Genomic DNA, 18,459 nt, shown 5'->3' on the forward strand with positions numbered 1-18,459 from the left:
GGCGGACGCCCGCGGCGGGGCCGGCTACCGGCGGGGTGCGCGGCCGGCCGCGACCGGGCGCGGGGCCGGGGCCCCGGTGGTGCTCGGGCTGTGCGGCAGGTCCAGGCCGTAGAGCCGGGCCGCCGTACCGCCGAGCAGGGCCTCGCGGACGTCGTCGTCGAGCTCGGGATAGGCCCCGCGCAGCGATTCCGGGTAGCGGAAGGTCATCAGGTCCCGGATCAGCCGGGCCGGGCGCACCAGCGGGTAGCCGCTGCCGAACATCAGCCGGTCCGGCCCGTACGCGGCGAGGAGCTCGCCCAGCGCGACCGCGGCCGGCTCGGGGTTGCGGCGCAGCGCGATCAGCAGGTCGGTCAGCAGCACGTACACGTTGGGCAGCCGGGCCAGCCGGGCGAGCGCGGCCGTCGGGGCCGAGGCCGCGCCCAGCACGAAGCGGACCCGGGGCAGCGCCGCGGCGAGCTCACGCACCTCGGCGACGTCCACCGAGCCGGCCGGCAGCGGGCCCGCCGTACGGGCCCGGACCGGCAGCGCCGACCCGGCGCGTACCGGCTCCGCCCAGGACGGCCAGCGCGGGCGCGGTGCGGCCTCGCCGGCCTCGACCACTCCGGCGTGCGCCCAGTCCGGGGCACCCTCGGGCGGCCGTGCGGTGGGGGCGACGCCGAGATGCACCACCGCGGCGCCCGCCTGCTCGGCGCGGATCAGGGTGCGGCGCAGCCACGGCGCGTGCAGCGGGACGGCGGTCTCCGGACGACGCGCGGGGAGCACGTTCAGCGCCCGGAACCCACCCCGGGCGACCTGGCCCCCGATCCCCCGTGCCCGGTCCCGGTCCGCGGGGTCGATCTCGCCGGCGAGCACCAGCCGTCCGGGGTGCTCCTCGGCCAGCTCGGCGTGCCAGGCGGGCGCGGCGAAGCCGAGCACGAACAGGTCGTCGTAGGTCGCCGGGACCAGCACCGCACGGTCGACCGCCGAGAGCACGTGCGCGGCCAGCGCGTCCGGGGTGACCAGGCCGAACGCGTCCGACGACAGCGGGCGCGGCGACGGGTCGACCATCCGGTGCCGGTGGTGGAGGTCGGCGACGAACTGCTCACCGGCCGGGCCCGCCTGGTTGTGCGGACGCCCGTCCCAGCCGTGGACCTGGGCGTCCACGACGAACGGGACACCCCCGCAGCACCGGTCCAATTCGACCACCCCTCCACTTCCACGGACCGGCCCGGCCCGGCGCTGACGCACCGTGCCGGGCCGGGATGCGACGGCTGCGGTCGCTCAGCCGACCTGCGGACCCATGCCGAGCGACTGCGGCGTGCTCGAGTCCGGGTCGGGCTGCGGGATACCGTCGTCGAGCTGGCCGAACTCGGTCATCAGCGACTTGTTCCAGGGCGTCTGCTCCTCGGCCACCAGCGAGTTCGTGGTGAGGATCAGGCCGGCCACCGAGGCGCCGTTCTGCAGGGCGGAGCGGACCACGCGCAGCGGGTCGATGATGCCCATCTCGACCATGTTCCCGAAGCGGCCCTCGAGGGCGTCGAATCCCTCGTCGACCGCCATCGTCGTGACCTGCTTGACCACCTCGTCGCCGTCGTACCCGGCGTTCATGGCGATCAGGTGCGCCGGCTCGGTCAGCGCGTGCCGGACGATCTCGACGCCGATCCGGTAGTCACCGTTGACGTCGAGCGCGTCCAGCGCGGGCTCGGCGTGCAGCAGGGCCGAGCCGCCACCGGCGACGATGCCCTCGGCGACCGCGGCCCGGGTGGCCTGCAGCGCGTCGTCGACACGGTGCCGCACCTCGCGGGCCTCGGCGTTCGTCGGGGCGCCGGCCGAGATGATCGCGGCCTTGCCGGACAGCCGGGCGATCCGGTCGGAGAAGAAGTCCTCGTCGGTGCCGATCGTGGCCCGGCCGAGCTCGGCACGCAGCTGGGAGAGCCGGTACTCCAGCTTCTGCCGGTCCCCGAGGCCCCCGATGATCGTGGTGTTCTCGCTGTTCACCCGCACCTGCGTGGCACGGCCGAGGTGCTCGATGTCGATCTGCTCGAGCGAGAACGACGAGCTCTTCGAGTGCACCTGGCCACCGCACAGCGCGGCCATGTCCTCGAGCAGGTGGATGCGCTTCTCCCCGAAGCCGGGGGCCTGGATCGCGACGGCCTGGAAGTGCCCGTTGACGTGGTTGTGCACCAGCATCTGCAGGGCGGTGCCCTCGACCGCCTCGGCGATGATCACCAGGGGACGGCGCTCGTTGCGCATGATCCGGTCCAGCACCGGCATGATCTCCTGGACATCCTTGATCTTCCCCGCGGAGAAGAGGATGTAGGGGTCCTCGACGATCGCCTCGAGCGTGCCCGGGTTGGTCACCATGTACGGCGAGATGTAGCCGTTGTCGAACTCGAAGTCCTCGACGAAGTCCACCGAGACGCCGCCGACCGGGGAGTCGTCGATGGTCACGACGCCGTCGTCGCCGACGGTGTGCAGCGCCTTGGCGACGACGTTGCCGATCGTCCAGTCGTCGTTCGCGGAGATCGACGCGACCCGGGCGTAGTCCTCCTCGGTGCTGACCGGGTGCGAGACGGACTGCAGCCGCTCGACCAGTGCCCCGACGGCGAGGTCGATACCCCGCTTGACCAGCACCGGGTTCCCGCCGCGTCCGATCGCGGCCATCCCCTCACGGACGATCGCCTGGGCGATGACGGTCGCCGTGGTGGTGCCGTCACCGACGGTGTCGTTGGTCTTGACCGCGGCTTCCTTGACGATCTGGGCGCCCATGTTCTCGAACGGGTCGCGCAGGTGGATCTCGCGGGCGATGGTGACACCGTCGTTCGTGACCTCGGGCGAGCCCGTGATCTTCTCCAGGATGACGTTGCGGCCCTTGGGGCCGAGCGTGCTCTTGACGGCTTCGGCGAGCTGGTCGACGCCGGCCTGCAGCAGGTGGCGGCCCTCGGCGCCGAAGCGGAGTTCCTTGGCCATGGTGTGTCCTCCCGGAGGAAAAAGTCGGTCCAGTTGCGCGGGGTGTGGATCAACGGAGCGGACGCTCGCCGCGCGAGGGTTCGCTCAGATGCAGCACCGCACCGCCCGAGCCGGCTCGGGTGTGGTGGGCCCGCGCCGGGTCGTCGTCCCGGGCGGCGCGGTGCGTCAGCGGCTCGGTGATACGGAGCCGGGTGGGCGAGGGCGCTCGGTCAGTGCACCGGCTTCAGGTCGAAGTCGATGTACTCGGCCGCGTCCTCAGGGTTGGCGAACATGATCGTCTTGTCGTCGAGGTGCACCATGCGCCCGTAGTGGGTCGACATGTTCTCCTCGAACTCGGCGGCGTCGAACCAGCCCTCCTCCTCGCCGGCCTCCTCGTCGAGCGCGGCGTAGTCGACCTCGAACACGCCCTCGCCGTCGATGCGGATCATCGAGGGCAGGTGCGTGACGGTCACGTTGTCCTGACGGTCCATGACGGTCGCGATGATCGCGCCGACCTGGTTGTTCATCAGGGTGAAACCGCACATGTTCGAGGCAGTGCTGTCCTGCTTGAACGAGCTTTCGGTGGTCACTGCTTCAGCTCCTCGGGGACGTCGAGACCGAGATCGGTGCAGATCCCGGCGAACCGGTTCTTCGCACGGTCGAGGGAGTCCTCGAACGTCGGCGGCTTCGAGTCGGACTGGGACCACATCGGCTGCATCGTCCGTGCCGCCTCGAGTGCCTGCGGGACGTAGTTCCGCAGCCAGCCGCCCATGAGCTCGCGGTTGTGGTCGGCGAACTCACGGTCCTTGGTCAGCGGGCCGAAGCAGGCGACGGTCCAGCGCAGGTCCCGCATGGCGTAGTCGTACTCGCCGGCACCCATGACGGTCGGGGTCACGAAGTCGCCGTTCGTGGCGGCCGACTGCATGACGAGGTTCGACCGGAACAGCTCACCGATCAGCGGCTCGAACACGACGTTCGCCGCGAAGACCGCCTCGCCCCAGTCGTCCTGGACCGCGGGGAGCGCCTCGACCAGCTTGCGGGCGCCCTGCCACTCCGGTGCGTTGTTCCAGGCGTCCAGGTGCGCGGAGCCGTCGAACCCGTCGATCTCCTCGGAGAGCGTCAGGTTGTAGAGCGCCAGGTCCTGGGCGAACCGGATCTTGCGGGTGGAGTTCGCGGCGAGTGCCGTGTTGTGCATGTTGGTCGGCGCCGACCGCTCGTTGGCGGCGAAGACGTACAGGCCGAGGATGTGCTCGATGTGCATCCAGGCACCGACGTTGCGCTCGACGAACGTGGTCCAGTTCGGGTTCCACAGCTCGAACGCCTTGGAGTTGCGCGCGTTCTCGATGTTCTGGGTGAGCTGACGGACGACGTTCGCGTTGTACCGGAAGAGGGACTGCTCCCACTCCTCGTTGGGGTCACGGAACTCGTGCCAGCCGTGCGCCGGCCAGTCCTGCACGTGCAGCGCGCCGGTACCGATGCCGCGGGCGGGCTCCGGGTCGTCGACGCCCCAGGCCTTCAGCTTGGTCCAGTGCAGCGGGTAGCCGCCCTCGCCGTTGGCGAAGCCGTAGATCCAGCCCTGCGCGAGGTAGTGCCGGGGGTCCGGCTGAACCTCGACCGTGACGTCCTCGTAGTGCGTCTGCTTGCGCTTGGCGGGCTTGAAGTAGTTGTAGCGGCGCGCACTCGCACTCGAGTCCGGGAACTCCCGCGCTCCGGCCTCCGCGTCGGTGAAGACGGGCTTGGGAACGCTGCGCTGCGAACCGGACGAGCTATCCGCTGTGGTGGTGGGCTGTGCCATTAGTGTCCGACCTCGCCTTCTTGTTCACCGGTCGTGGTGAACTTGTCGTAGAAGATGTTTTGCTCGCTCACACCCAGCTGGGTCAGCGTCGCGATCGCCGCGTCGACCATGGGCGGCGGACCGCAGACGTAGGCATCGGCTCCCTTCAGATCGGGTTCCATGCGTTTGACCACCTCGGTGATCAGTCCTGTCTCTCCCGCCCAGTCGGCCTCGTCCGGCTCGGACAACGCGGGGACGAAACGGAAGTCCGTGAGCTGCGGGGCCAGGTCGGCGATCTCCTTCTCGAAGCACAGGTCCTTCTGGGTCCTGGCGCCGTAGTAGAAGGTGGCCTTGCGCTCGATCCCGCGCTCGGCCATCGACCGCATCAGGGACAGCACCGGCGACATGCCGGCCCCGCCGCCGACGAAGATCAGGTCGGAGGTCCGGCTGTCCCGCAGGGTGAACGTCCCGAACGGCGCCTCGACCTGCAGGCGGTCCCCCACAGCGGCCTGCGTGTCGAGCCAGGTGCCGAACAGCCCGCCCTCGTAGATCTTGATGACGAACTCGAACAGGCCGTCCCGGTTGGGGATGTTGGCCATCGAGAACGACCGCGTCTCCTCCGTCCCCGGGATGGTGAAGTCCATGTACTGGCCCGGGAAGAACTTGATCTCCGTCGGCTCCACCAGCTTCACCGTCAGATGACGCATGTCATGGGTGACGGCGTCGATCGAGACGATCTCGACCTCACCCCGGGTCAGCGGGAGCCCGGAGCGGATGACCTCCTCGTCGTAGTTGAGGAGCTCGATCACCAGGTCCTCGTACGCGTGTGCCCGGCAGAGGAGCGTCTGGCCCTCTTCCTTCTCGAAGTCGGGGAGCGCGAAGGTCGAGTAGCTGTCGTACTCGATGTCCTCGCCCTCGAGGACGAACGACTTGCAGGCCGAGCACTGGCCCTCCTTGCAGCCGTGCATGAGCTGCACGCCTGCCTCGGCGGCACCGCGGAGGATGTTGGTGTCCTCGTCGACCTCGATCTCGATGCCGACCGGCTCGAACCGTACGACGTGTTTGTCACCCACGGTCTACGAACCACCTCTCTGACGTGAAGCACCGTGCGACCGGCGCGATAAAAAAGACTTATCGGACATTTCCGGCCACACACGTCCCGGATGCCCGTGGCGGGCGGGGTGGTCCGGCCGGGGAAGACGACCCCCCGGCCGGACCGCGGGAGGAGGGCCCCGTCATGGCACGACGGGAGCCCTCCCCCCTCGCCTGACCCGCGCTCAGGCGCCTCAGGCCTTCAGGTGCTCGCCCTCACCTGCAGGCCGGCCAGCCGGTCCCTGACGGACGTAGTCCGCCGCGAACGCCGTGCGCTCGTCGTCGCTCATCTCGTTGAGCACCACGTTCGGGCTCGCGAAGGTGGGCATGCGGCGCATGTGGTCCAGGGTCCACATCTTCTTCGGGTCCAGGTCCAGGTGCGGCTGGGCGGTCAGCGTGTGACCGTCGTCGCGCACGTGGCCCATGTCCTTGACGACGTCGGCCCAGTTCCAGCCGTGGTACAGCGTCTCCCACTCACGGTGACCGACGAGCTTGCCCATGTTCGGGGTCTCGCGGCCCTGGTAGGTGGGCCGGAAGGCCTCGGCGTCGGTCCAGTGGCACATCTCGTGGCAGTAGGTCCGCCACTGGCCGTCGACCTTGTCCATCACCATGTCCTCACGCACCAGGCACGGGACCATGCAGGTCCAGCAACGGTGCGGGTAGACGTAGTTGACGTCCTCCGCGACGATCGCGTGGTGACCGTTCGGCTTGGCGAGGCGGTTGTAGTTCTCCCACCACTTGCCGTAGCGGTCGTACCAGCCCGGGTACTTGTACTCGAACCACTCGAAGTCCTCGTCGGTCATGCCGTCGATCCGCCAGTAGTTGGCGAGCCAACCGGTGGCGAAGAACTGCGCGACCTCGTGGACGTAGCCCTTGTTCCAGATCTGGTTCCAGGACTCCTCGACCAGGTCGTGCGGGATGACCAGGCCGTACTTCTCCAGCGGCAGCAGGTACGAGCGGTAGTAGTCGTCGTAGATCCAGCGACGCCACATCTCCGCGTAGGACTCGCGCTCCTTGCGGCGGTCCTTCGTGCCGTACTCGATGAAGGTACCGATCGCGGCGTCGACCACGCGGTGGTTGTTCCACCACGCGTAGCGCAGGTCGCGCTCGAGCAGCAGCCGGTTGTCCTCGTCGGACAGCGCCATCAGCAGGGTCGCGTAGCCGTTCGAGATGTGCCGCGACTCGTCGGACTGCACCGAGTGGAACACCGTCGGCAGCAGGTAGTCGCCGTTGGCGGCCGCCTCCGCCGGCATCGCCACGAACAGCGTGTTCGTGAAGGCGGTCTCCGCGACGATGGTCAGGTAGATCGACGCCGCGGTGATCGCGTCACCGGTGATGAACCCCTCGGCGAACTGGCGGCCGATGGTGCCGCAGTAGTCCGTTTGGAAGTTCTTCAGCGAGTTGTTGAAGCCCGCCGGGTCGATGTAGTTGTTCATGTACAGGCGCTTGAGGTTCTGCTGGATCGTGCTGTGCCGAACCTCGTCGATCATCTGGATCGCCTGGCCGTTGTGCAGCTCCGGGTTCGGAACCACGTGGAACAGCATCGGCATCGAGCGCGCCGCCGAGATCTCCGGCAACGGGATGATCGACAGGAAGAGCTTCTGCCACTCCAGCCAGCGCTCCTGCACCTGCCGGAACATGTTGCCGCGGATGGCACCGTCCTGGGCGCCGTAGACGCGGTTGTCCTTCTCCTCCTCCATCGGGAAGTACGACCGGAGGACCTGCTTGAGCGGGTCCTTCTTCGCGGACTTCCGGAAGGTGTAGTCGGTTCCGTACTTCATGTACGGCTCGTGGTACAGCGGCTCCCAGGAGAGTTCCTGGATCTTCTGGTGAGCCTTCGCCAAGCTCTGCCGACTCACGTCGTCTCCTCACGGTGGTGGGTGGTGGTCGGATTTCGGTCCGAACCGGTCGTGCGTGCGGTTGTCGCGGATCCGTCCGTCCGGCACTGCGCGGGCTCCCCGGCTCGGGGACAGTGCGCGGGTCGTACGGGTCCTGCTCGCCCGACCGCCGGACCTCGGGGCGAGCGCGGGTGCCCCGGGTTGGAGATCGGTCGCGGGGCGGTCGACATCCGAGGCGCGAGTGGGTCCCGCGTTCGACTGCCGGTCGTCCCGTGCTGCGAATCACACCGGCTCAGGTTGGTGACGGAGGTCTCAATATGAGACGCAGGCCGGTGACCACGTCTGGTGATCTTGCTTGCACGGCGCGTACCGTCGCCGTCACAGCTGCATCCGGAGCAGGTCACCGCTGCTCAGAATCCGGATGCGAGGTGTGGTTCCCGATCTCGATGCAGGCGAGGAGGCCGCGTGTGAGACCCCTGCCCGACGGCGCGCGGGGCGGCTCCGGGACGGATGGACCGACAGACCCGCGACACCCCGTGGACGGCCCGACCAGCGATCTTCTCGCGGGTTCCGCGACGTCGACCGCCACGGCCGAGCGGATCGCCGCCGCGCGCGAGGCCTTCCTGCACCGCGCCGACGTCTCACCGGACTCCGTCCGGCCGCCGATCATGGCGTCCTGGATCCGGTCGCGGGACATGGACGTGCCGGCCGACGCGATCGACCTCCCCGAGCTCGAGTGGGAGACCGACAGCCAGCTGGTACGCGCCGCCAAGCCGATCATGGCCGAGCTGTGCGACCAGTTCACGACGGAGCCGGTGAGCCTGATCCTCTGTGATCACGACGGCGTCGTCCTGGACCGGCGGACCGGCGACTCGTCGCTGCGCCAGCACCTCGACCGGGTCTGGCTCGCGCCCGGCTTCTCCTACGCCGAGCGCCACGTCGGCACGAACGGCATCGGCACCGCGCTGGAGGGACGCCGGCCGACCGAGGTGTTCGGCCACGAGCACTTCGTCGAGCACCTCGAGAACCTGGCCTGCGCGGGCGCCCCGATCCGGCACCCGATCACCGGCAAGGTGCTCGGCGTCATCGACCTGACCTGCTGGCGGCGCGAGGCGAACGCGCTGATGATGGCGACCGTCGCCTCCACCGCGCGGCGGATCGAGGAGGCCCTGCTCGCGGCGTCCGGCCGGCACGAGCTGACCCTGCTGCACGACTACCTCGCCGCTGTCCAGCGCGCCGGGAACGTGGCCGTGCTCGCCGTCGGCGACGACCTGATGATGATGAACGACCGGGCGCGCGAGCTCATCGCCCCCGGGGACCAGGTGGCCCTGCTCGCCGGGGCGTCCGACGCCCTGCAGACCGGCCGCAGCCGGCAGATCGTGATGGACCTGCCCAGCGGCGCGACCGCGCGGGTCCAGTGCCGGCCGAGCTGGAGCGAGCCCGGCTCCGCGGGCGGGGTCGTCCAGGTGGCGATGACCCACCGGGAGACGGTCGGGCGGTCGATGTCGGCCCCGACGATCACCACCGCGCTGCCCACCGCCGTCGGCTCGGGCGCACTCTGGACCAAGTGCGCCCAGACGGTGGACCGGCACTTCCGCACCAAGGAGTGGGTGGTGCTGCAGGGCGAGCCCGGATCGGGGCGGACCACCCTGGCCCGGGCCACCCACCACCTGCACTCCCCCGCCGGGCACGTGCGGGTGCTGGACTCGGCCGACTTCTGCCCGCGCTGGCTGGCGGAGGTGTCCGACGAGCTGTCCGGCGCCGACGGGACGCTGATCCTGCGCGATGTCGAGAAGCTCTCCCCAGCTGCCGCGACCGCCCTGGCCGAGGCCCTGGAGCCGGTGCGCGAGTCCACCGACCACGAGCGGCCGTGGGTGGTCGCGACGCGGGCGGCCTCGCCCGACGGGGCCGACCACCCGGTCGAGTCCCCGGAGGTCGCGGCGCTGCTGCGGGCGTTCCCCCGCACGATCGAGGTGCCGCCGCTGCGCCACCACGTCGAGGACGTCGGCGAGCTCGTGCCGTACCTGCTGGCCCGCCTGACCCGGGGCAGCGACCTCACCTGCTCGCCGGAGGCGCTGCGGGTGCTGATGCGCAACCGCTGGCCGGGCAATGTCGACCAGCTCTACCAGGTGCTCCGCAAGGTCGTGGCCCGCCGGCGGACCGGGACGATCCGGGTGGAGGACCTCCCGCCGGAGACCCGGGCGCTCACCCGCCGGGTGCTGACGCCGCTGGAGTCGATCGAGTGCGACGCGATCGTCGACGCGCTGCTCGACGCCGACGGCAACAAGGCCGAGGCGGCCCGGCGGCTGGGGATGAGCCGGGCGACGATCTACCGCAAGATCCGTGGGTACGGGATCGCGGTTCCGGAGGGGGCCGCCGGCTCCGGGTAGCCTGCGCGGCATGTCCGATCCGGCTCGGCGGCACCCGCTCGTACGCCTGCTGGCGTTCCCGCCGGGCGCGCCCGCACCGCTGCTGGCCCTGGTCGCGCTGAGCTGCTCGCTGGTCGGCGTGTTCGTCGTGCCGCTGCTGCTGCCCGACGCGGCGCCGGGCTGGCTGCGGCTGGTCGTCGGGGTGCTCGTCGTCCTCGGGCTGATGATGCTGACCGCGGCGCTGCTGCGCCGGGCCCACGCCCGGGGCCGCTCCCCGCGCTGACGCGGCGGGCGAGCCGGGTGCGGGCCCGGTGGCGGTGATCTACGGTGCCTGTCCATGGAGCCGGAGACCGCACCACCGTGGCCGGACTCCGCCTTTCCCGCGGACCCCTACCCCGGTGCGCGGCCGGCCGTCTCGTTCGTCCACGTCGCCACCGCACAGGCGGACCCCGCCGCACAGGTACCGGGCGCGCCGCACGGGCTCGGGCCTGTGCGGCGCCCGGACGAGGTGTGCGACGACGACGGCGGCAGCCTCCCGTTGCACGCGGACCGGTCGGCGCCGTCCGGGTGGCGGCTCGCGGGGCGGTGCCTGGACGCGTGGCTGGCCGACCACGGGGCCGCACCGATGTCGGGGCGGGTTCCGGTGCTGGCCTACGGGTCGAACGTGTGCCCGTCGAAGATCGCCTGGATGCGCGCCGAACGCGGGCTGACCGGCCCCGTCGTCGTGCTGCGGGTGCGGGTGGAGGGCCTGTCCGCCGTGTGGTCGGCGGGCCTGCGGCTGGTCGACGACCAGCGCCCGGCCACGCTCGCCGCCGCGCCCGGCACTGTCGAGACGCACGCCGTCTGGATGGTCGAACCGCACCAGTTCGCCGCGCTCGACACCGTCGAGGGCCGCGACGTCGACCCGCCGATCTACCGGCTGGCCCGGGTCGCCACCGGGGCGGTCACGGTGCTCGACGACGGCGCTCCGCCCGCAGCGCTCGACGGCGGCGCTCCGCCCGCAGCGCTCAACGACGGTGCTCCACCCGCGGTGCTAGACGGCGGTGCTCCACCCGCGGTGCCCGGCAACGACGCACCGATCGGAGTGCTCGACGACGGCACTCCGGCCGCAGTACTCGACGACGGCGCACCGGCCGCGGTACTCGACGGCGGCGCACCGGCCGGGGTGATCGACCGTCCCTGGGCCTACCTTGCTCCCGACGAACCGACCGGGAACCCGCGCACCGACCGCCGGCCGCTGCTCGTCGACGGTTCCGCGGTCCCCTGCACCGCACTCGACCAGGCCGGCAGCGTCGCACTCGCCGGCGTCCCCGGCCCGGACGGGCTCGACGCCGCGACCGTCGACGGTGTCCCGGCGCCGCAGCAGTGGCCGCCGCGCGTGTTCGTCTACGGCTCACTGATGCCCGGGCAGGCCGCCTGGCCGCTGCTGCAGGAGCACGCGGCCCCGCACCGGCCGCCGTACCCGGCGACCCTGCAGCATGGGACGGTCGCCGACACCGGGTGCGGCTACCCGGCTCTGACCCTGGACACCGCCGGTGCCGCCGCCGGGGGCGCACCGGGGCACGTGGTGGAGCTGAGCGACCCGCAGGCGGCGCTCCCGGCGCTCGACGAGTACGAGGGCCCGCAGTACCGGCGGATCCGGGTGGTCGTCGCCGACGGGACCGTCTGCTGGGCGTGGCTGTGGACGGCCTCGCGCGCCGGGCTCACCCCGCTGGCCCGCGGCTGGGCGGCGCGCTGACGACGGCCACGGCCGTCGTACAGCCACCGCCGTCGTACAACCACAGCACTCGTACAACCACCGCCGTCGTACAACCACGGCCCGCCCGTACGACACCGGGCCCGCCTCCGACGTGCTGAGACGGGCCCGGTACGGGGGAGCGGGTCAGCCGGTGGCCTTGGCCTTCGCCGCCTGCCGCTGCCGGTGCTCGGCGAGGCCCGGGACCTCCCGGCCCTTGATCGACATGCCCTTGGTCTCGATGACGAAGTACAGCGCGATCATGCCGATCACGCAGGACCCCATCATGTAGTAGGCGGGGAACAGCACGTCCCCGGTCGACTCGACGACCGCCTCGTTGACCAGCGGCGCGGTCCCGCCGAACGCGGCCGTGGCCACGTTGTAGGAGATCGCCATGCCGGCGAACCGGACGTGGGTCGGGAACATCGCCGGGAACGTCGCCGAGATCGTGCCCAGCTGCAGCAGGTAGATCAGGCCGAGCACGGTGAACCCGAGGATCGCCCAGCCCAGGCCCTGCGCCATGAGCATGTACATCGGTATCGCCAGCACGAAGATGCCGATCAACGAGATCCACCAGCACGGCTTGCGCCCGATCCGGTCGGACAACGCACCCGCGAACGGGACGAGCAACATCATGATCGCCTGCCCGACGATGGCCAGGGTGTCGGCGCTCGCCGAGTCCATCCCGATCGTGGTGTTCAGGTAGGTCGGCATGTAGGTCAGCAACGTGTAGTTGATGATGTTCAGCGCGATGACCAGGCCGAACAGCGCGAGGATCGGCTGCCAGTAGCGGACGAGCAGGTCCTTCAGCGCCCCGGTCGCGGCGCTCTCGGACTCGCCGGACTCCTCCAGCTCCCGGAAGACCGGGGTGTCCTCGAGCTTGGTCCGGATGTAGAGACCGATCATCGCCAGCGGCAGCGCGATCATGAACGGGATCCGCCAGCCGTAGTCGAGCATCGCCTGCTCGCCGATCGCGCTCTCCAGCGCGAAGACGACCGCGACGGCCAGGGTGAACCCGGCGAGGGTGCCGAACTCCAGGAAGCTGCCCCAGAAGCCGCGCTTCTTGGACGGGGCGTACTCGGCCATGAACGTCGCGGCGCCGCCGTACTCGCCGCCGGTCGAGAAGCCCTGCACGATCCGCAGCAGGAACAGCAGTGCGGGCGCGCCCCAGCCGATCGTCTCGTAGGACGGGATCACGCCGATCAGGAACGTGGCGACACCCATCAGGATGATCGTCATCGAGAGCACCCGCTGGCGCCCGATCCGGTCGCCCAGCGGCCCCCACACGAACCCGCCCAGCGGGCGCAGGATGAAGGAGATCGCAAAGCCGAGGAGCGTACCGAGGTAGCCCAGCTCCCCCGGGAAGAACGCGTTCGTGAGCTCGACCGTCAGGTAGGCGTAGATCCCGTAGTCGAACCATTCCGTGGCGTTACCGATCGCCGACGCGGCGACCGCCCTGCGCAGGACAGATGGCTCGACTTCCTCGTCCGCCCCCTGCGGACCGGCATTCGCCGGGACCGATGTCATTCGGTACACCCCCATTCACGAAATGCGCATACGCAAGGGCAGCGCATTTTCGTTACATAATCGACACCCTATCCAGCCATTTCGGTCAACGGAGCGTACAGAGCGCAATGATCCGCTGCCACCCCTCGTCGCGTCCAGCCACCGGTCGGGGCACCCGCCCCGTGTAGCGTCGGCCGCGTGCTGGCGATCGAGGGGCTCGCCAAGCGGTTCGGCACCGCGACGGCCCTGGACGGCGTGACGTTCCAGGTCCGTCCCGGCGAGGTCTTCGGCTTCGTCGGCGGCAACGGGGCGGGCAAGACGACGACGATGCGGATCGTCCTCGGCGTCCTCGACCCCGACGCCGGGACCGTCTCGTGGCGCGGCTCACCGGTGGACGCCACCGTCCGGCGCCGGATCGGCTACCTGCCCGAGGAACGCGGGCTCTACCCGAAGATGCGGGTCACCGAGCATCTGGTCTACCTGGCCCGGCTGCACGGCATGTCCCGGTCCGCCGCTCGGGACGCGGCGGCCACCTGGACCGGGCGGGTCGGCCTGGCCGAGCGCCGCCACGACGAGGTGCAGAAGCTCTCCCTCGGCAACCAGCAACGCGTCCAGCTCTGCGCGGCGCTGGTGCACGACCCGGACGTCCTCGTCCTCGACGAACCGTTCTCCGGGCTGGACCCGGCCGCCGTCGACACCCTCAGCGAGGTGCTGCGCGAGCGGGCCGCCGCCGGGATCCCGGTGATCTTCTCCTCGCACCAGCTGGAGCTGGTGGAGCGCCTGTGCGACCGGGTCGGGATCATCTCGGCCGGCCGGATGGCCGCCGTCGGCACCGTCGACGACCTCCGGGCCGCGTCCGCGGAGCGCTACGACGTCACCGGCCCCCCGGCCGGCTGGGCGGACGGCCTGCCGGGGGTGCGGGTCCTGGACACCGACGGCGCCCGGACCCGGGTCGAGCTCGAACCGGGCACCGACGACCAGAAGCTGCTGGCCGCCGCGCTGCAGGCCGGGCCGGTGCACGCGTTCGGGCCCTACCGTCCGCCGCTGAGCGAGCTGTACCGCGACGCCGTCGCCGACCGCCCCGGCACCGGGGGGCCCGCATGAACCGGGTGGCCGCCACGATCGCGCTGGTCGCCCGGCGCGAGGTGAGCACGCAGGTCCGCTCGCGGACGTTCGTGATCGGCCTGGTGCTGATGCTGGCCGTGTTCGGCGGCTACGGCGCGGTGTTCGCGTTCGTGGGGTCGCAGACGTCCGAGGCGTCGCTGGTGCTCGACGGGCAGGCCCACGAGCTCCGCGAGGATCTCCGGTCCGCCGCGGACCGGCAGGGCCTCCAGCTCACGCTGACCGAGGCCGGCAACCGGGCCACCGCGGAGTCCATGGTCCGCGGCGGCGAGGCGGACGCGATGCTCACCGGGGGCTTCGGCACGTTCCAGCTCGTCGGCCGCGACGACGTCGGCGCCGGCCTGCGCACCCTGGTGACCGGGGTCGTCGAGCAGCGGGCCGTGACCGACGCGCTGAGCGCGGCGGGCGCCGACCCGGACCGGGTCAGCGCGCTGTCCGGGGTCGGGATCCGCACGCTCGAACCGGCCGACCCCGAACGCGGGCAGCGGATCGCCATCGCGCTGGCCGTGACGTTCCTGCTGTTCTTCTCGGTCACCGCCTACGGCGCCGCCGTCGCCCAGGGCGTGGTCGAGGAGAAGTCGGGCCGGGTCGTCGAGCTGCTGCTGGCCACGATCCCCGCGACCCAGCTGCTGGCCGGGAAGATCGTCGGGCTGGGCCTGGTCGGGCTGCTGCAGCTGCTGATCCTGGGGGCCGTCGGGACGGTGGTCGCGCTGGCCACCGGCCTGCTCGCGGTACCGGCGGTGCTGGCCGGGACGCTGCTGTCCGCCGTCGTCTGGTACCTCGTCGGCTTCTTCCTCTTCGCGACGCTCTACGCCGCGGCCGGGGCACTGGTGTCCCGGCAGGAGGAACTGCAGTCGGTGACCGCCCCGGTCGCGGTCCCGCTCCTGGTGCCGCTCCTGCTGGCCGTCGCCGTGCTGCCGACGGACCCGCACAACACCGTGACCACGGTGCTGTCCTACGTGCCGTTCTTCTCCCAGACCCTGATGCCCGCCCGCACCGCGCTCGGCGCCGCGGCCTGGTGGGAGGTGCTGATCGCGCTCGCCCTCGCACTCGCCGCACTCGTCGGCATGGTGCTGCTGTCGGCACGGGTCTACCGCAACTCGGTCCTGCGCACCGGCGCCCGGGTGGGCTGGCGGGAAGCGCTGAAGCGCCCGTGAGTGGTTTTCGCGGCTGGAGCCGCGAAAACCACTCACGGGCGGCGGGCCGCCTTCACGGCCTCGTAGCGGTCCAGGGACTCCCGGCGCTCGGTCCGGTGGTCGACCATCGGCTCCGGGTAGCCCTCCGGGATGCCGTCACGCAGCTTCCACGGCTGGTGCACGGCCTTGCCCGGCACATCGGCGAGCTCGGGCACCCAGCGGCGCACGTAGTCGCCGTCGGGATCGAATCGCTCCCCCTGGGTGATCGGGTTGAAGATCCGGAAGTACGGCGAGGCGTCGGTCCCCGAGCCGGCCGTCCACTGCCAGCCGTGCTGGTTGGAGGCCAGGTCGCCGTCGACGAGGTACTGCATGAAGTGCCGCGCACCCCACCACCACGGCAGGTGCAGGTCCTTGACCAGGAACGACGCGACGACCATCCGCAGCCGGTTGTGCATCCACGCCTCGGCGCGCAGCTGGCGCATCCCGGCGTCGACGATCGGGAACCCGGTGCGCCCCTGCGTCCAGCGGTCGAGGTCGGCGTAGGCGTCGGAGTCGGTGCGCAGCGGGAGGTGGTCGAAGGCCGTGTCGTAGTTCCGCCGGGCCGAGTCCGGGCGCCGGTACAGGACGTCGGCGTAGAACTCCCGCCACGCGATCTCCGTGCGGAAGGCGCGCACCGAGTCGCCCCGGCGCTCGCCGAGGTCGGCCAGCAGCGTGCGCGGGTGCACGCAGCCGTACTTGAGATAGGGCGACATCCCGGACGTGTCGTGCTTCGCGGGCAGGTCCCGGTCGCCCTCGTAGTCGTGCAGGCCCTCGTCGAGGAAGTCCGACCACCGCTGCACGGCGGCCCGCTCCCCCGGTTCGGGCAGCGTCGAGTCGCACGGTTCGTCGCCGGGGACCGGCACCGCACGCGGGCCACCGTCGACCGTGGACGGGTCGACCCAGCTGCAGGACGACGCGGACGTGCGGGCCGGAGCCCGCCAGCCGTGATCTGCCCAGGCCCGGCTGAACGGGGTGAACACCTTGAACGGGCCGCCCTCGCCCTTCTCCACCCGGCCGGGGGCGACGGCATACGGCGAACCGGTCCGGATCAGCTCCGCGCCGGCATCGGCGAGGGCCTTCTCCACCCGCTCGTCGCGCTCGAGGCCGTAGGGCCCGAAGTCGGCGGCGATGTGCACCGTCCCGGCCCCGGCCGCCGTCGCCACCTGCGGGACGACCTCGGCCGGGTCGCCACGCACCACGAGCAGGTTCCCGCCGAGCGCCGCGTCGAGCTCGCGCAGACAGCCGTACAGGAAGTTCGTCCGCGCCGCGCCGGACGGGCCGAGCAGCGCCGGGTCCAGGACGAACAGCGCCAGCGCCCGGTCCGCGGCGTCGGCGGCGGCGAGGAACGTGGGCTGGTCGGCGACCCGCAGGTCACGCCGGAACCAGACGACGGCGGTGCTCGAAGCCATGCCGCAGGACGTTAACGGCGCCCCGCCCCCGCCGCGCGTCGTCGGAGTCGCCGGGCGCCGGCCCGCAACGGCGAACGGCCCCGCCGGAACCGGGTCCGGCGGGGCCGTCGCGGGAGCAAGCTCCGCTCAGTGTCGATGTTCGCTCCGCAAGCGTCGCTCAGTGCCGATGTTCGCTCCGCAAGCGTCGCTCAGCGCCGGTCGAGCGGGACGTACGCGCGCTCCGCCGAGCCGGTGTACAGCTGGCGCGGGCGGCCGATCTTGTTCTGCGGGTCGTTCATCATCTCGCGCCAGTGCGCGATCCAGCCCGGGAGCCGGCCGAGCGCGAACAGCACGGTGAACATCTTCACCGGGAAGCCCATCGCCCGGTAGATGACACCGGTGTAGAAGTCGACGTTCGGGTAGAGCTTGCGCTCGACGAAGTAGTCGTCGGCCAGCGCCTTCTCCTCGAGCGTCATGGCGATGTCGAGCAGCGGGTCGTTGACCCCGAGCTTCTTCAGGATCGTCTCGGCCTGCTCCTTGACGATCTTCGCCCGCGGGTCGTAGTTCTTGTAGACCCGGTGCCCGAAGCCCATCAGCTTCGCGCCCTGCTCCTTGTTCTTGACCCGGTCGACGAACGCGTCGACGTTGCCGCCCTCGACGTCCTTGATCCGGGTCAGCATCTCCAGCACGGCCTGGTTGGCGCCGCCGTGCAGCGGGCCGAACAGCGCGTTCACCCCGGCCGAGATGGAGGCGAACAGGTTCGCCTGGCTCGAACCGACCAGGCGCACGGTCGACGTCGAGCAGTTCTGCTCGTGGTCGGCGTGCAGGATCAGCAGGGTGTCGAGCGCCCGGGCCATGTCCGGGTCGATCTCGTAGGGCTCGGCCGGGAACCCGAAGGTCATCCGGAGGAAGTTCTCCACCAGGCCCAGCGAGTTGTCCGGGTACAGGAACGGCTGGCCGACCGACTTCTTGTAGGCGTAGGCGGCGATCGTGAAGACCTTCGCCATCAGCCGGACGGTGGAGAGCTCGACGGCCTCCTCGTCGAACGGGTCCAGGGCGTCCTGGTAGAAGGTCGACAGCGCGCTGACCGCGGACGACAGCACCGGCATCGGGTGTGCGTCGCGCGGGAATCCGTCGAAGAACCGCTTCAGGTCCTCGTGCAGCAGCGTGTGCCGGCTGATCCGGTTGGTGAACCCGTCCAGCTGCTGCTGGGTCGGCAGCTCACCGTAGATGAGCAGGTAGCTGACCTCGAGGAAGGACGAGTTCCCCGCCAGCTGGTCGATCGGGTAGCCGCGGTAGCGGAGGATGCCCGCGTCCCCGTCGATGTAGGTGATCGCGGAGGAGCAGGCGGCAGTGCTGGTGAATCCCGGGTCGTAGGTGACCAGGCCGGTCTTGCCGAGCAACTTGCTGACGTCGACGGCCTGCGACCCCTCCGTCGGGGTGTGCACCGCCATCTCGAACTCGCCACCGGAATGCTGGAGTACGGCGGAGTCGGCTTTGGCGGCGGTCTCGTCGGACATGTGGAGGTTCCC

Annotated in this window: 14 protein-coding genes; 5 read left to right on the forward strand and 9 right to left on the reverse strand. The window is 71.0% G+C overall.

Going from position 1 to position 18,459, the window contains the following annotated elements; genetic code table 11:
• Positions 1-24: 24 nt before the first annotated feature.
• From BM093_RS23085 to BM093_RS23110, 6 genes are all read right to left on the reverse strand, one after another.
• Positions 25-1,185 (reverse strand): amidohydrolase family protein, encoded by a 1,161-nt coding sequence (locus BM093_RS23085; protein ID WP_093349061.1) that lies wholly within the window; start codon positions 1,183-1,185, stop codon positions 25-27.
• A 75-nt stretch (positions 1,186-1,260) separates the two neighbouring features.
• Positions 1,261-2,949, reverse strand: coding sequence for a chaperonin GroEL (gene groL, locus BM093_RS23090; protein WP_093349066.1), 1,689 nt, complete (start codon positions 2,947-2,949; stop codon positions 1,261-1,263).
• A 209-nt stretch (positions 2,950-3,158) separates the two neighbouring features.
• Positions 3,159-3,518, reverse strand: a complete 360-nt coding sequence (gene mimD / locus BM093_RS23095) for a propane 2-monooxygenase effector subunit MimD (RefSeq protein ID WP_425439194.1) — start codon at positions 3,516-3,518, stop codon at positions 3,159-3,161.
• Positions 3,515-4,723, reverse strand: coding sequence for a ferritin family protein (locus BM093_RS23100; protein ID WP_093349071.1), 1,209 nt, complete (start codon positions 4,721-4,723; stop codon positions 3,515-3,517). The genes mimD and BM093_RS23100 overlap by 4 nt, the downstream gene beginning before the upstream one ends.
• The gene (locus BM093_RS23105; protein ID WP_093349076.1) at positions 4,723-5,775 is read right to left on the reverse strand and encodes an FAD-binding oxidoreductase; all 1,053 of its coding nucleotides are present in this window, start codon (positions 5,773-5,775) and stop codon (positions 4,723-4,725) included. Before BM093_RS23105 ends, BM093_RS23100 begins: the two co-directional genes overlap by 1 nt.
• Positions 5,776-5,988: 213 nt before the next feature.
• Entirely contained in the window at positions 5,989-7,638 is a 1,650-nt protein-coding gene (locus BM093_RS23110; protein ID WP_177238653.1) for a ferritin family protein, read from the reverse strand.
• A 530-nt stretch (positions 7,639-8,168) separates the two neighbouring features.
• Here BM093_RS23110 and BM093_RS23115 point away from each other — a divergent pair.
• From BM093_RS23115 to BM093_RS23125, 3 genes are read left to right on the forward strand one after another with little or no spacing between them, the layout of a single operon-like run.
• Positions 8,169-10,022, forward strand: a complete 1,854-nt coding sequence (locus tag BM093_RS23115; RefSeq protein WP_245773737.1) for a sigma-54-dependent Fis family transcriptional regulator — start codon at positions 8,169-8,171, stop codon at positions 10,020-10,022.
• 10 nt (positions 10,023-10,032) lie between these two features.
• Positions 10,033-10,284: a hypothetical protein gene (locus BM093_RS23120; protein ID WP_093349086.1), complete on the forward strand. Its 252-nt coding sequence runs from the start codon at positions 10,033-10,035 to the stop codon at positions 10,282-10,284.
• A 54-nt stretch (positions 10,285-10,338) separates the two neighbouring features.
• The gene (locus BM093_RS23125; protein ID WP_093349091.1) at positions 10,339-11,739 is read left to right on the forward strand and encodes a gamma-glutamylcyclotransferase family protein; all 1,401 of its coding nucleotides are present in this window, start codon (positions 10,339-10,341) and stop codon (positions 11,737-11,739) included.
• A 144-nt stretch (positions 11,740-11,883) separates the two neighbouring features.
• Here BM093_RS23125 and BM093_RS23130 read toward each other — a convergent pair whose 3' ends face one another.
• Positions 11,884-13,263, reverse strand: coding sequence for an MFS transporter (locus tag BM093_RS23130; protein WP_093349301.1), 1,380 nt, complete (start codon positions 13,261-13,263; stop codon positions 11,884-11,886).
• A 177-nt stretch (positions 13,264-13,440) separates the two neighbouring features.
• Here BM093_RS23130 and BM093_RS23135 point away from each other — a divergent pair, with 177 nt between their 5' ends.
• Together BM093_RS23135 and BM093_RS23140 are read left to right on the forward strand one after the other, a co-directional pair.
• Positions 13,441-14,346, forward strand: a complete 906-nt coding sequence (locus BM093_RS23135) for an ABC transporter ATP-binding protein (RefSeq protein ID WP_093349096.1) — start codon at positions 13,441-13,443, stop codon at positions 14,344-14,346.
• Positions 14,343-15,521: an ABC transporter permease gene (locus BM093_RS23140; RefSeq protein WP_093349099.1), complete on the forward strand. Its 1,179-nt coding sequence runs from the start codon at positions 14,343-14,345 to the stop codon at positions 15,519-15,521. Before BM093_RS23135 ends, BM093_RS23140 begins: the two co-directional genes overlap by 4 nt.
• Positions 15,522-15,553: 32 nt before the next feature.
• Here the strand turns inward: BM093_RS23140 and BM093_RS23145 are convergent, their stop codons facing one another.
• Entirely contained in the window at positions 15,554-16,948 is a 1,395-nt protein-coding gene (locus BM093_RS23145) for a cryptochrome/photolyase family protein (RefSeq protein ID WP_093349103.1), read from the reverse strand.
• 188 nt (positions 16,949-17,136) lie between these two features.
• Positions 17,137-18,447, reverse strand: coding sequence for a citrate synthase (locus tag BM093_RS23150; protein WP_093349108.1), 1,311 nt, complete (start codon positions 18,445-18,447; stop codon positions 17,137-17,139).
• Between the last annotated feature and the right edge of the window lie 12 nt (positions 18,448-18,459).

Origin of the sequence: Pseudonocardia ammonioxydans (assembly GCF_900115005.1) — a bacterium.
Taxonomy (GTDB): Bacteria; Actinomycetota; Actinomycetes; order Mycobacteriales; family Pseudonocardiaceae; genus Pseudonocardia; species Pseudonocardia ammonioxydans.